Origin of the sequence: Streptomyces sp. NPDC006283, assembly GCF_040613325.1 — a bacterium.
Classification (GTDB): domain Bacteria; phylum Actinomycetota; class Actinomycetes; order Streptomycetales; family Streptomycetaceae; genus Streptomyces.
The window spans coordinates 1-14,995 of the sequence record NZ_JBEXRZ010000177.1; the positions used below are offsets into that span (position 1 = coordinate 1).

Below are 14,995 nucleotides of genomic sequence, written 5' to 3' on the forward strand. Positions count from 1 at the left end.
ATCAGTTGCGTGATGTCATGGCGGTTTCCGCTGGTCAGCGAGGCGGCGAAGGGTGCGCCGTGCCGGTCGGTGATCAAGTGGTGCTTGCTGACCGGTCACGCGGCCGACCGGCGGGAAACCGGACTGGCGCCCCCGCTTACGGCCGCTCTGCGGCCACGGCTTCTTTTCCGGCCGACGGAGGGTGTCCGAGGAGGGTGGCATCGAGGGTTCCCCGAGTTGCGCCCAAGCCGCCGCTCCAGCGCCGATACCCGCACGATCTACTGCTCGTTCGTCGCAGCGACCTGCCGCTGGAGCGGCTCGATCACCGCGAGGAGATCCTCACGCTACGCAGACTCCAGGGGGAGGACTCGGCCACGGAACCTGCCCCCCACCGCTACCTGTCACGTCGTCAGGCAGGAACCCACACCCGACGATCTGGATGTTTGCCAAGATCCTGCGTGATTGCCGACAGCAGGGCGGTCTCCACCACGCCGTACGTGCCGTCGTCCACATGCGCAACCTCGCCCTGGCCGCATGATCGGAACACGCGAAACCCTCTGACCTGCAAGATCACAGTCCTGTGTAACGCGCTTTAAGTACGTATTGCTCAGGTAACCGTGAGATGGGTGAAGGAGGCTCGGTGAAGGGGCGGAGATCCCGAGGAGGTCGGGACACTTCCTTCCTGTGCTGAAGGCTCGTCCATTCAGTCTCCGAAGGTAATCATTATGTATCTTACCGCCGCGCTCAGAACCCCCTGGTGGGGCAGCCGACTAACAGACAAGCTCGCGGCCCGTCCCGGACAACCGTGAGTTGCGCCTTTCGGCTCCGCGTAAGTCTATTGACGAACGGCGACGTGCCGCCAGCTCCGACCTGACCGCAGCGCTGACTACTTACCTCAGAATCATTTCACCCAGTGCATGCTGCACTGCTGGCGCACCGTTCTGCCCTGCGCCGTACTTGCCCAATGCCATTCATTCATACCCGGGACGGTTTACAGCCTCAGCGTCGTGTTCACCGACCGACCGACAGCGTATCGAGGGTTTGTTGACGCGTCTTCCTGCCCAAGGCTGTCTACCGTTACCCGTGAGTCCGTGCCGCGCTCGGAGGAGGACGTATCTGTGACGACCGCGCCAGGAAACGAAACCATTCTCGGTATTAGCCCGTTCGGTGAACCCGATCCCAGAGTCGTCGCCGCGGTCTGCCGAAGCGGTGGTCTCGGCGTGCTGGACCTCGGCGTGGGAGACCGACGGGCCCGTGAGGCACTGGCCACGGTCCGGCAATGGGTGCCGGGGCAGTTCGGGGTACGGGTGACTGCGAGATGTTCCGTCACTGCGGAGGATCTGGCGGGTGGGGACGCCGTCCCCACGGTACTGCTCGGCGCTGACTCACCAATGCGCCCATGTGATCTTCCAGACTCCCGGGTCTTGGTGGAGGTAACAAGCCTCGACGAGGCACTCGCAGCCGCGCAAGGCGGTGCACACGGCCTGATAGCCCGGGGCAGCGAGAGCGGCGGGCGAATCGGCGAGCTGAGTACCTTCACCCTGCTTCAACAGCTTCTGTCCGAGCCAAGATTGCTACTACCCGTCTGGGCCTGCGGAGGTATCGGGCCGCATACCGCGGCCGCTGCCGTGGTCGGAGGAGCCGTGGGTGTCGTATTGGACACTCAGCTCGCGTTGCTCGCTGAGTCCGGTGTCGCCGAGGATGTTGCCGCGGTGCTGCGGGCGATGGATGGTTCGGAGACCGTCGTGATGAACGGGCACCGGGTACTGCCACGGCGGGGACCAGGCGTACCTCCGCTTCCGGAAGATCCGGCGGAGGTGGCCGCTCTGCTAGACGCTGAAGCCCCTGCGCTCTGGCCGCTACCGGTGGGCCAGGATGGTTGGATGGCCGTTCACTTCGCCAGGCAGTGGGGGCAGGTTGGCGCTGCGATCCGCGCAGTGACCGCTGCGATCCATGACGCGGTGCTGGATGAGACGCCGCCGCAGGCGCTGCGGAGTGACTCCCGCATGAGCCGGGCACTGGGTACACCGCTGCCCGTGGTGCAAGGGCCGATGACCCGGGTCAGTGACCAGGCAGAGTTCGCCGCTGCGGTCGCGCAGCACGGTGCGGTGCCGTTCCTTGCGCTTGCGCTCGCCGGTGCCGGACAGACCCGCGACCTACTCAAGCGGACCCAAACCGCGTTGGACGGCCGCCCGTGGGGGGTTGGCATGCTTGGCTTCGTCCCCGATCGGACATGGGCCGCACAGCTGGAAATAGTCAAGGAGCTCAAGCCGTCTTTCGCTCTCATCGCGGGGGGCTGGCCCTCGCAGGCGTCCTCGTTGGAGGAAGCAGGCATAGAAACCTTTCTGCATGCACCTTCACCCGGCCTGCTTCGGCAATTTCTGGCCGCCGGCGCCCGCAAGTTCATCTTTGAGGGCTCCGAATGTGGTGGTCACGTGGGCCCCAGAAGCAGCTTCGCCCTGTGGGAGGCACAAATTGCCGTACTCAACGAGTTCCTCAACTCGGCCGGAGACGATGCCGAGTCGCTGAGGGTCCTCTTTGCCGGCGGGATACATGACGCGCGCTCCTCGGCGATGGTCGCCGCCCTCTCCATCCCGCTGACCGCTCGGGGTGTGGCCGTAGGGGTGCTCTTGGGCACTGCATATCTGTTCACCGAAGAAGCGGTGAGTTGCGGAGCAGTACGGCCTCTGTTCCAGCAGCAGGTCCTTCGGGCACGCCGGACCGAGTTGCTGCAGTCCGCGCCCGGTCACGCAACCCGTTGTATCAGCAGTCCGTTCACCGATGAATACCGGTCCGTCAAGGCGAACCTGCGGTCACGGGGCGTGACGGGCCGGGAGGCGTGGGAACAACTTGAGCGGCTCAATGTAGGACGGCTGAGAGTCGCCAGCAAGGGCATCGAGCGGGTCGGCGACGAGCTCGTCAACGTCGACGAGGCCAGACAGCTGTCACATGGCATGTTCATGGCGGGAGAGGTGGCCGTCCTCCGGTCTGATGTCATGACGGTTCCCGCACTGCACGCATCTGTCAGTACCGACGCCGTCAGCTTCTACGCCGCACGTGCCGAGTTCCTGCGCAAACACCTCGGGCTGGGCAAGTTGCATGAGCAGGCACCGCTACCTTCTGCCCCGGACATCGCAATCATCGGGATGTCCTGCATGTTCCCGGACGCTCCAGACTTATCCACTTTCTGGTCCAACGTGGTTGCCGGAGCCGACGCCGTCACCGAAGTACCGCCCGAGCGATGGGACACAGCCGTCTACTATGCGCCCGAGGCGGACGACGCCCACACGGAGTCAAAGTGGGGAGGGTTCCTTCCCGCCATTCCATTCGACGCTCTGCGTTACGGAATTCCTCCTTCCTCACTCGGCAGTATTGAGCCCGTACAACTGTTGTCCCTGGAGGCGGCGCACCGGGCGCTGAAGGACGCCGGGTACGGCAAGCGTGAGTTCGACCGTTCCCGAGCCGCTGTCATCTTCGGGGCCGAGGCGGGCAGTGACCTGTCCAGCGCAGCGGCCCTGCGTGCCGTTCTGCCCGCATATCTGGGGAAGCTGCCGCCCGGCCTGGATGCCCAGCTGCCAAGGCTCACTGAAGACTCTTTCCCCGGCATGCTGGCCAACGTCATCTCGGGCCGTATTGCCAACCGCCTCGATTTGCGCGGTAGCAACTACACCGTCGACGCCGCCTGCGCCTCCTCCCTAGCCGCGGTGGACATCGCCTGTAAGGAACTCTCCAGCGGTACCAGCGACCTGGTCCTGTGTGGAGGTGCAGACCTGCATAATGGGATCAACGACTACATGTTGTTTTCCTCCGTGCACGCTCTGTCCCCGACCGGTCGTTGTCGCACCTTCGACAGCAGAGCTGACGGCATAGCGCTGGGCGAAGGTGTCGCCTGCCTGGTACTCAAACGGCTGGCCGACGCGGAGCAGGACGGAGATCGCGTCTACGCCGTGATCAAAGGGGTGGGAAGCGCAAGCGACGGCAAATCTCTGGGTCTGACCGCGCCCCGCGCGGAAGGGCAACGCGCCGCCCTGGAAAGGGCATACCGCAGTGCAGGCATCTCACCCGCCAAGGTCGGACTGATCGAGGCACATGGCACGGGAACCGTTGTTGGGGACCGCACCGAGCTGGAGGCCCTCACCGCTCTGTTCACCGAGGCGGGAGCGACTCGGGGAAACTGTTCCCTAGGATCGGTGAAGTCGCAGATCGGACACACAAAGTGTGCAGCGGGCCTCGCCGGTCTTATCAAGACCGCCATGGCGCTATATAACGGAGTTAAACCGCCCACCGCAAATCTGCGACAGCCCAACGCGGCCTGGGAGGCGGAGACCAGTCCTTTCACGTTCCATACATCGGCTCGACCATGGGCGGCTCCCCCCGCCGAACGGGTCGCCGGGGTGAGCGCGTTCGGCTTCGGCGGAACCAACTTCCACGTGGTGCTGCGCGCCCATGACGGAGGGCCGCCACCCATGCACGCGTTCGACCGGTGGCCTGCAGAACTCTTCATCTTCCGTGGTGCCGAACCGGAAGGAGCGGGCCAGGTAATCAGAGAACTACTGGCACTGGCCGAGACGAACGATCGCAATGGCCGTCCTTGGAAGCTGCGCGACCTTGCGGCGACCGCGGCGCGGCACTGTGACTCCTCCGCGCACCCGGTGCGCTCCGCGGTCGTCGCCGCAAGCCTGGACGAGCTGCCTGGTCTGCTGCACCGAGCGCTCGCAGGCGAGCACGATCCTGTAGCGGGGGTTTTCGCTGATGGAGCGGATCAGAGCCCCGGTTCCCGGGCCGGAGCCAAGGTGGCCTTCCTCTTCCCCGGGCAGGGAAGCCAGCGGCCGGGCATGCTAGCCGAGCTATTCGTCGCCTTTCCGGAAATCCAGCGGTATCTCCAGCTGGGCCGTGAGTGGGCCGGCGCGCTCTATCCACCGACCGCCTTCGCCCCCGCCGTTGCGGCCAGGCAGTTGGCCCGGATCACCGATACCAGGGTCACCCAGCCCGTGCTGGGTATCGTCGGACTGGCAGCGCACGACCTGCTCCGCCGCGCCGGAGTGAATCCGGACATGATGGCCGGACACAGCTATGGCGAAGTGATTGCCCTCTGTGCTGCGGGCGCCTTCGACCCTGCGGTCTTGCTCGAAATCAGTCGGCAGCGGGCCGACGCGATTCTCTCCGTGGCCGGACCGGACCCCGGTGCCATGGCCGCAGTCACACTCGGCGCGAAGGACGTTGCCCGGCTGATGGACACTGCTGGCCTGACGGACCGCGTCGTCGTCGCGGCGCACAACGCACCGGAGCAGGTCGTCATTTCAGGGTGCACCGAGGCTGTGGCCACTGCGGTGGAGCGGATACGTCAGAACGGCCACAGCGCCACGCCAATCCCGGTGGCCTGCGCTTTCCATAGCCCCGTTGTCGCGGACGCAGGTGAGCGGTTCGCTGAGGCGATCGCGCACCAGTCCATCGGCGTACCGGAGGTTCCGGTCTGGTCCAATCGCAAGGCGGCCCCCCATTCGGGCCGAGCCAAGGACATTCGGTCCGAGCTGGCGGCTCAGATTGAGGCGCCAGTACGGTTCGTAGACCAGATCGAGGACATGTACAAGGCTGGCGCCCGCGTATTCGTCGAGGCCGGCCCGGGTTCAACCCTCACCTCACTGGTGTCGGCGATCCTTCGCGGCCGCCCGCATACAGCTGTGAGCTGCGACGGCGGGGAGGACCGCGGAGTGCGCGGCCTTCTGCAGGCCCTTGCCCAGGTAGCCGTAGCCGGTGTGCCGATACGTACCCAGTGGATGTTCCGTGGTCGCGACGCTGCCGTGCTGAGCGACCAGCCCCCGCCCGAACGCCCCGGCTGGATCGTCAACGGACACCTAGTGCGCTCCGCTGATGGCAGCCATCTGCCCGGTTCACTGACGCCAGCCCGACGAATCCAGGAGGTAATGGTGAACGAGACCGACCAGGGCAGCCATGACGTCGACCGGGACCGGATGGTGGCAGAATTCCTCCGTACTAGCCGGGACATCGTCGCCGCACAACGCGATGTGCTCCTGACGTACTTCGGTGGTACGCCGGGCGCGCAGCAGGCTCACACCACACCAGTCGTGGCACCCATGGCGATAGGTGCGGACCAGTCAGGCTCCGCACCTATCCCGGCCGTGGGCCCACCACAGCCCGTAGAGATTCCTGCGCCGGTGGGCCCATCGGACGTGCTGCGGACCGTTCTCGACGTCATCAGCGAGCGCACCGGCTATCCAGTAGACATGATCGAGCCCGGTCTCGACCTCGAAGCAGATCTCAGTATCGACTCCATCAAACGGGCTGAGATAGTTGGTGAAATCGCGGTCCGCGTCGGCGCCAGCGGGCAAGCCGACACCCAACGCACCGACGACGACTTGGGCGCTATGTCCAGCGCCCGTACAGCCTCAGGCCTGGCCGAGTTGCTAACCTCGTGGATCGGCAGAGCCGCAGAGCGGCACCCGGAGCGCGACCCATCTGCCTCAGACGGGCCTCATTTCGCGTTCCCGGACAGTACTCCGGCACCCGTGTCCCAGCCCGGCGAGACACCTACCCGGCTGGTGCTGCGCAAGGTCGCTCTACCAGAGTCATCGGCATCCCCGACTGGCCTGTCCAGCAAGAGGTTTGCATTGCTGGGTCACGGCGCCCTGGCCGAGAGCCTGTCTGCACGACTGGAGGCTGCGGGCGCCCGGACGGTGATACTCGACAGATCCCACATACTCACGGACGACGACGGTCCGCTGGACGGAGTTTTCCATCTAGAAGCGCTTAGCGTCGGCGAAAGTCCACTTCTGCCGGAGGCGTTCCCGGTGTTCCAGGCGGCGCTGCGGCGTGGGCCTCGGTGGCTGATCGCGGCGGCCCCGGGCGGCGACCCCTTGACTCGCGGCAGGGCGGACGGGCTGAGGGGCATGTTCCGCACCATAGCCAAGGAGTACCCCGACATGATGTCCAAGGTCGTCGAACTCCCTCCGGGGTGGTCGGCAACGGACATGGCGGAACCGCTGATCGACGAGTTGCTGGCCGACTGCCCGAGCCCAGTCGTCCTCCGGACAGCAAGCGGGCGGTACGGGCTGGAATTAGCCGAGGAAGGGCTCGGTCCGCTCGCGGATCGAGGAGCCGGACCAAAGGGCGATGGTACGCCTGAGACTCTGGCGATGGGGCTGGATCACGATTCGGTAGTCCTACTGGTGGGCGGGGCCCGGGGGATTACAGCCCAGTTCGCCGGTGCGCTCGCGGCCGCGACCCGCTGTCGAATTGAACTGGCCGGGAGGACGACGGCCCCCGTCGGCAACGAGGATCCGAACACGCGGTCGGCGCGTGACCGGGCGGCGCTGAGGGCCGCCTTGGCGGTGCAGGGAGGCCATCTGGCCACTGACATCGAGCGAACAGTCTCAAGGATCCTGGCACAGCGGGAGGTTGGCGCCACAATCAGAGGCTTGAGCGAGCTGGGCAGCCAGGTGCGGTACCACTCGGTGGATGTCCGGGACGCCAGCTCTGTGCAGCGGCTACTCACGGAGATCCACGCCGAACATGGCCGACTGGACGGCGTGATCTATGGCGCCGGTGTGATCGAGGACTGTCCACTCACACGGAAAAGTTCCGATTCCTTCCGCCGGGTATTCGACACCAAGGTCGAAGGGGCTCACGCCCTGTTGAAGGCATTGGAGAGTTTACCGAATAGGCCACACTTCACAGTGTTATTCGGCAGTGTCTCCGCCGTCGTAGGCAATCGCGGACAGGTCGACTACGCGGCGGCCAACGACGCCCTAGACAACCTGGGGCGCCGCTGGGCAGCACGTACCGGACACCGGGCCCTCACAGTCCACTGGGGCCCGTGGGCCCCCATCGGGGAACACAGCGGCATGGTCACCCCAGAACTCGCGCGCGAGTACGCCCGGCGAGGCGTCGGGCTGATCGATCCCGAAGAGGGAACACTCTGCCTACTGCGCGAGCTTGCCTGGGGCCAGGATTCGGCCGGTGCTGTCGTCTACACCGCATCGGAGCTGATGAGGTGACCCAGAGGTACGAATCCCGGCCCGCAGCCGCGATTGTCGGAATGGCAGCCCTGTTTCCCGGGGCCCCAGACCTTGACGCGTACTGGCGGAATCTGGCGGCCGGGACGGATGCGATCACCGAGGTGCCTTCCGGGCGGTGGGACGCCGAGTTTTACGATCCCCAGGCGGTCGGGCGTTCGGACCGGGTCTACTGCCGGCGTGGCGGCTTCGTCGACCAGCTGGCCCAGGTAGAGGTGACCCGATTCGGCATCATGCCAAGCTCTGTGGCGGGTACCGAACCGGACCAACTTCTGGCGCTGCAAGTGGCAGCAGACGCGATCTCCGATGCTGGCGGCGAGGACCGGCTGCCCGACCGCGACCGGGTCGGCGTGATCCTGGGCCGCGGTGGCTATCTGACTCCCGGCCTCTCCCGCGGGTCCCAGCGGGTGCGGACGGCCAATCAACTCCTACGCACCCTTGGCGAGCTCCTGCCCGGTCTTGACGCAGGACGGCTGGAACAGGTCCGCGCGGCGTTCACGCAGCAACTGGGGCCGGACGAGCCCGACCAGGCGATCGGGCTCATACCAAACCTCACCGCATCGCGAGTGGCCAACCGGCTCGACCTGCGCGGTCCTGCGTACACGGTGGACGCTGCCTGCGCGTCCTCCCTCGTCGCGGTCGACCAGGCAGTGGGTGAACTCGCGGCCGGCCGGTGCGACTTGGTGCTCGCGGGCGGCGTACACCACTGCCACGACATCACGCTATGGAGCGTCTTCAGCCAGCTTCGCGCGCTGTCCCCGAGCGAGTGTATCCGCCCCTTCGACCGGGACGCCGACGGCCTACTGATCGGTGAGGGGACCGGTATCGTGGTACTCAAGCGGCTCACCGACGCCTTGCGCGACGGTGACCGGCTCTATGCCGTTATCCGCGGCACTGGGGTGGCCAGTGACGGCCGCAGCAGCAGTCTAGTGAACCCCGATCGCGCGGGCCAGGTAAAGGCAGTGCGACAGGCATGGCGGGCGGCTGGCGTTGATCCGACGGAGCCGGGTTCTCTTGGCCTGCTGGAAGCGCACGGGACCGCGACACCGTCAGGAGACACCGTAGAACTGGCGACCCTGGCCGAAGCCTTCGGACCGGCCAGCGGCACAGAGCGGGCGGTCATCGGGTCGGTGAAGTCGATGATCGGTCACACCATGCCAGCCGCGGGCATAGCGGGCCTCATCAAGGCAGCCCTCGCTTTGCACCATGGGATACTGCCACCGACGCTGCACTGCGAGAGCCCGCATCCCGCACTGGCGCGCACTCGGTTTCGCCCCATCGCCGTGGCGGAGAGCTGGCGGGTCGAGAACGAGCAAGGTGTGCGTCGGGCGGCCGTCAACGCCTTCGGGTTTGGCGGTATCAACGCCCACGTGGTGCTGGAAGCGGCACCCGCCGCAGGCGCCCGTGCGCCCCGGCTCTCAGCCACGGTGCGGGAACGCGAACGAGTACTGCAGCTCGCTGCTGACAGTCCAGAGCAGCTCGTAGTTATGCTAGACGCCGACGATTCGGCGGTGCTCACCGCGGCCGTCGACGGGCAGGCACACGGCCGGGGCAGCTGTCGCTTGGGTATCGTGGACCCGACCGGCCCACGGCTTGCTCTGGCCAGACGTGCGGTAGCCACTGGCCGTCCATGGCCAGGCCGTAATGATCTGTGGTTCGCCCCGACTCCCCTTCTCGGAGCCGACACCGGCGGGCAGCTGGCCTTCGTCTTTCCCGGCCTCGAGGCCGGTGCCCGGCAGGACGTCGCCGATGTCGCAGGGCACTTCGGGCTGCCTGCGCAGCTGGCGTCTCGCTCTGCTCAGGTGGCCGCACCGACAGACGTTGGCCGGCACGGGGCCGAAATCATCGCCGTGGGACGCGTGCTGGATGCTGCACTGCGCCGGATGGGCCTCGTGCCGGATGCCGTCGCCGGCCACAGTGTGGGCGAATGGACCGCGATGATCACCGCCGGCCTGTTCGCTGGCCAGGAGGCCGACGCATTCACGGAATCGTTTGATCCGGACGAGGTCACCGTTCCGGGTCTGGTTTTCGCCGTCCTGGGGGCTCCGGCTGACCGGGTCGCCGCCGCCGTCGAGGACCGGCCGGGAGTCGTGCTTTCCCACGACAACGCACCGGACCAGGCAATGGTTTGCGGGCTGCCAGGCCCGGTGGACGAGCTCATGCGCTGGTTCCGCGCACGGAACGTCCTCGGCCAAGTCCTGCCGTTCCGTTCGGGCTTCCATACCCCCATGCTGGCCCCCTATCTGGCACCCATCCGCCAAGCAATTGAGCGGTTCACTCTTTGCCAACCCACTGTGCCCGTCTGGTCGGCGACGACCGCCTCTGTGTATCCGCGCTCCGAAGCGCAGGTCCGTGAGTTGTTCATCCGCCATCTGCTGGAACCTGTCCGTTTCCGTCCGCTCATCGAGGCCATGTACGCAGCAGGCTTCCGGGTATTCGTTCAGATGGGAACGGGTCAGGTCGGCGCGTTGATCGATAACATCCTGTATGGCCGACCGCATCTGACAGTGTCTGCCGGCTCCCCGCACCGCGGCGGGCTCGCGCAGCTGCGGCGGGTCACTACTGCCCTGTGGGTGGCCGGCGAGGAACCGATTCCAGATCCCCTGAGCGTCCATCGCAGTGCGCATGGCCGACCCCCTCCGGTCCGACTGGACCTCGGTGGAGGGCTGGTCTCCCTGGACCAGGAGACCCTGGGGAGCATTCGCTCAGTGCTCGGCAGTCACCAGCACAACGGCACCACGGAAGGCGGACTGGCGCTTCTGAAAGACCTGGCGGACCGGGTTCCTCTCGCGGGTGATCTTGCCATGTCGCTGGAGGAAACCGCTGAGGCCGCCACCACGGTGATGGCAGCCGCGGACAGGACGGTTCCACGCTCCATGACGGCAGCCACCCAGCCACAGTCGGGCCAGGAAGGCTCACAGGCAGCCGACAACTTCGCCGACGTGCTGCACGTGTCCACCACCGCCATGCCGTATCTGCTAGATCACTGCTTCATTAAACAGCGGTCTGGCTGGCCCGACGAGGAGGACCGTCGGCCAGTTGTCCCGGCCACGACGGTGGTCCAGCACATGATGGACTACGCCGAGCGGGCGCGGCCCGGTACACGGGCTGTGACGGTCCATGACGTGCGCCTGAATCGGTGGGTGGTAGCGAGCCCCCCCGTCGACGTGTCGGTCACGGTCACGCCCCAGGACCAGGGGTGGGTCGACGTGGCCTTCGGCGGGTTCGCCTGTGCCAAGGTGGAGCTGGCCGATCGTCCTCCGGGCGGTGCACCACCACCCTGGACGTGGAATCCCGAGGAGGAACGCCGACCGCAGCTGACAGCAGGTGAACTCTACAGCGACCGCTGGATGTTCCACGGCCCCGCATTCGAGGGCGTCACGGAGATCACCGCCATTGGCGAGGCCCATGTACGCGGCACTATCACCGCTCCGGCCGCCCCCGGCGGCCTGCTGGACAACGTCGGGCAGCTGCTCGGCTACTGGATCATCACTACCCTGATCGAACGGACTGTGGTGTTCCCAGTGCGGATGCGGCGGATCCGTTTCTACGGGCCGCATCCCGCCCCGGGCACCCGCGTGAAGTGCCTGATAAGGGTCACTTCCGTCGAAGATTCCGCCGTGCACGCGGACGTACAAGTCTTGGGCGAAAACGGCGTATGGGTGGAGATCAACGGCTGGCAGGACCGCCGCTTCGACAGCCATCCCGAGACACAGGTGCAGGAACGGTTTCCAGAGCGGAACACGCTCTCCGTAATGCAGAAGGGCGGCTGGTGTCTCGTTCACGACCGATGGCCAGACCTCGCCTCCCGTGACCTCGTTATGCGCAACCATCTCAGCCGCGTTGAACGGGACGAGTACGAGCGGTGCCCGCCCCGCGGCCGCCCCAGGTGGCTGCTTGGCCGGATCGCGGTAAAGGACGCCGTCCGCCGGTGGCTCTGGGAGCATGGGGAAGGGCCGGTCTTCCCCGCAGAGATCCGAGTCAGCAACAACGAGGACGGCCGGCCACAGGTCGCTGGACTCCACGGCAGACGCCTGCCTGATCTGGACGTCACGCTGGCGCACTGCGCAGAGACGGGAGTGGCTTTCGTACGCCGCAGTGCGCGGCATGGCCGTGACGGGGTCGGCATCGATGTCGAGGAAATCACCCAAAGACCGCCACAGACTTTGGATGTCGCGCTCAGCCGTGCTGAGCGCGAGCTCCTCCTTGAGCGGTGTACCGGGACTAGCGAGTCGCTGGCCGTCTGGTTCACCCGGTTCTGGGCAGCAAAGGAGGCCGTAGCCAAAGCTCAGGGCACCGGCTTCCGAGGGCGGCTGAAGGATTTCACTGTGGTTACAGCGCGACCCGATGAACTGGTGGTCGAAGCAGGTGGGTGCACATACCTGGTGCAGTGCCGCCAGATAGGCAACCCGGCCGACCTGCCCAACCGGGACTACGTCGTGGCATGGACCACCGGAACAACCGATGAGTGGGAGAAGAACCCGTGAAGAGTAGTCACCAAACACCAGTGATTGCCGACGAGATGGTGGTTTTCAGCGAGGTAGTCAGCATGCTCCACGCCGTGCTAGGCGAATGCGGTTCAGACGTCGACGAGATCACCATGGAGACCAGGTTCCATGACGATTTGGACTTGGAGAGCATCGACCTCGTGACCCTCGGCGGCTACCTGGGTAGCCGCTATGGAGAGCGTGTCAACCTCGCCGACTTCCTAGCCAGTCTCGAACTCGAGGAGATCATCTCTCTCACCATCGGGCGACTCGTTACCTTCGTGACCGGGTCCCTGCGCGCTGACAGGGAGACTGAGCAGTGGCAGTGATCAGCGCCAACGGCGTCGACCTGCACGTGGAGAGAATGGCTGCCCGCGGCACCGCCGAGGGCACGACACCGCCCATCGTCGTGTTCGTCCACGGCATGCTCGTCGATAGCTTGGTCACCTACTACTTCACTCTGGCCCCGTCCTTCGCCGCCGCGGGGATCGAAGTGATCATGTACGACCTGCGTGGGCACGGCCGCAGTGAGCGGCTGGCTCGCGGATACACACTCGACGACTTCGTCGATGACCTTGACGCTCTGCTCGACAAGCTCGCCGTGACGGAGCCTGTCCATCTCGTCGGCAACTCTTATGGCGGGACGATAGCGTTTAGCTACGCCGCGCACCGTCCCGACCGGGTAGCAAGTGTCTCAGCAATTGAATCTGAACCGGCGACTCGTGCTTGGTCACGGAAAATGGCCACCAATCTCCGCCGTGCGTCAGTCGAGTTCGCCCGCGAAGACCTCCACGAGCGCCTCACCGAGCAGCACGGGCCACATGTGTCCCGGCGGCTGAGGTCCGCCTCACGTCTACTGAACTCCAGCACCATGGCCCAGGACCTTCCGGCCAGCCATGTGCTCGACGAGGAACAGATCCGATCGCTGCGCTGCCCTGTACTGGCCATCTACGGCAGCGAGTCAGAACTCGCAGCCCAGGCACCATGGCTAAGGTCACTCCTGCCCGACTGCCGGACCGTGGTGGTCCCTGGACAGGAGCACTGGGTCCTGATGGGCGCCACGCAGTTGGTAAGCAACCTGATCACGGCATGGATTCGCGGTCACCACCAGGTTGCTCGGACACCGGACGTCGGTAGTCAATGAGCGGATTCCTGTTCGTAGTGCCGCCGCTGGTCGGGCATATCAATCCTACCCTCGGGGTGGGAGCCGAGCTGATCCGGCGAGGTCACCGGGTGGCCTGGGCAGGGCTGCCGGATATCGTGCAGCCACTTGTGGGAGGGGACGCGGTGGTTTTCCCCTGCGCAGCACCGCCTCTGGATGACCCCGCCCTGGCCCGACCGTTGTCACTTCGGGGGCCTTCAGCGCTGAAGTTTCTCTGGGAGCGCTTTTTGGAGCCTCTAGCGGATGCCATGGCGTCGGGTGTCCGTACTGCGGTGGAGACCTTTCAGCCGGATGTGTTGGTTGCCGACCAGCAAGCGGTCGCTGGCGGCCTGGTGGCCGAACGACTTGCCGTCCCCTGGGCCACCTCAGCGACGACCTCGGCGGGTTTGACGGCGCTGGCGGACATTCCGAAGGTAGAAGCTTGGATCGTAGGGGTAATCCAGCGTCTGCGGCTGCGTATCGGTGATCCGAGCAGTAATGCCGATCCGCGGATGTCCGATCGGCTCGTCCTGACTTTCAGCACCAAAGCCCTCGTCGGGCCGGGACCGTTCCCCAGCCACGTGCGGTTCGTCGGCCCCTCGATCGCGCCCCGTCCGTCGTCGTACGACTTTCCGTGGCATTGGCTCGACGAGATGCGCGCCACAGTACTGATCACCCTCGGCACCGCTAATGCCGAAGTCGGTTCTCGCTTCCTCGCCAAGTGCGCCGAGGCGGTGCGCACCCAACCCCACCTGCAAGCAGTGGTTGTTGACCCCTCAGGCTCCTTGCGCGACATCCCCGGTCAGCTGCTCATACGGCGAGTCGTCCCTCAACTCGAACTGCTGGAACGATGCGACGCCGTAATCTGCCACGGCGGGCACAACACGGTGTGCGAGGCACTATGGCACGGCCTCCCGCTCGTTGTCGCGCCCATCCGGGATGATCAGCCGACGATCGCCGCCCAGGTGATGAAGGCTGGCGCCGGTCTCCGGGTCCGGTTCAACCGCGCCACGGCAGAGCAGTTGAGCACGGCGATCGACGCAGCTCTCCACAATCCGGCTTACCGGACCGCCGCCGAACACGTGGGCCGGTCCTTCCGGGCCGCTGGCGGCGATGCAGCCGCGGCCACATACCTCGAGCGCCTGGCTGCACACACTACCGAAGCGGGCCTTGACCCCGGATTCTGGACACCGGAGAGGCTCGGATCTTGACGGTCCAGGAGAATGGAGTCCCTGTGGGGATGAAGCACTACCCTGCCGAGTTCAAGGCGGAGGCGGTCGCGTTGTTCCGGTTCCGGGCGGGAGCGGCGATCAAGTCGGTCGCCATCGATCTCGGGGTGAACACTGGGACAGTCC

Annotated in this window: 5 protein-coding genes and 2 pseudogenes; 6 read left to right on the forward strand and 1 reads right to left on the reverse strand. The window is 65.9% G+C overall.

The window, feature by feature from the left end; translation table 11 throughout:
• Positions 1 to 95 (reverse strand): annotated as a pseudogene (locus ABZ070_RS27815) (IS5/IS1182 family transposase); the annotation flags it as partial.
• Between the two features lie 332 nt (positions 96 to 427).
• Here ABZ070_RS27815 and ABZ070_RS27820 point away from each other — a divergent pair.
• From ABZ070_RS27820 to ABZ070_RS27845, 6 genes and pseudogenes are all read left to right on the forward strand, one after another.
• Positions 428 to 517: pseudogene (locus ABZ070_RS27820) on the forward strand (IS5/IS1182 family transposase); the annotation flags it as partial.
• 853 nt (positions 518 to 1,370) lie between these two features.
• Entirely contained in the window at positions 1,371 to 7,994 is a 6,624-nt protein-coding gene (locus tag ABZ070_RS27825) for an SDR family oxidoreductase (protein ID WP_356638080.1), read from the forward strand.
• A gap of 41 nt (positions 7,995 to 8,035) precedes the next feature.
• Complete coding sequence (locus ABZ070_RS27830) at positions 8,036 to 12,499, forward strand: beta-ketoacyl synthase N-terminal-like domain-containing protein (protein ID WP_356638076.1); 4,464 nt, start codon at positions 8,036 to 8,038, stop codon at positions 12,497 to 12,499.
• Between the two features lie 20 nt (positions 12,500 to 12,519).
• Complete coding sequence (locus tag ABZ070_RS27835; RefSeq protein WP_356638077.1) at positions 12,520 to 12,828, forward strand: phosphopantetheine-binding protein; 309 nt, start codon at positions 12,520 to 12,522, stop codon at positions 12,826 to 12,828.
• A complete protein-coding gene (locus tag ABZ070_RS27840; protein ID WP_356638078.1) occupies positions 12,819 to 13,643 on the forward strand; it encodes an alpha/beta fold hydrolase in 825 nt (274 codons plus the stop codon). Before ABZ070_RS27835 ends, ABZ070_RS27840 begins: the two co-directional genes overlap by 10 nt.
• Positions 13,640 to 14,851 (forward strand): glycosyltransferase, encoded by a 1,212-nt coding sequence (locus ABZ070_RS27845; protein ID WP_356638079.1) that lies wholly within the window; start codon positions 13,640 to 13,642, stop codon positions 14,849 to 14,851. The genes ABZ070_RS27840 and ABZ070_RS27845 overlap by 4 nt, the downstream gene beginning before the upstream one ends.
• Positions 14,852 to 14,995 lie beyond the last annotated feature (144 nt).

What these genes read in the sequence shown, in the direction of transcription:
- ABZ070_RS27825 (WP_356638080.1), top strand. Translation starts at nt 1,371, where the DNA reads ATGCGCCCATGTGATCTTCCAGACTCCCGGGTCTTGGTGGAGGTAACA.
- ABZ070_RS27845 (WP_356638079.1), top strand. Translation starts at nt 13,640, where the DNA reads ATGAGCGGATTCCTGTTCGTAGTGCCGCCGCTGGTCGGGCATATCAAT.
- ABZ070_RS27830 (WP_356638076.1), top strand. Translation starts at nt 8,036, where the DNA reads ATGGCAGCCCTGTTTCCCGGGGCCCCAGACCTTGACGCGTACTGGCGG.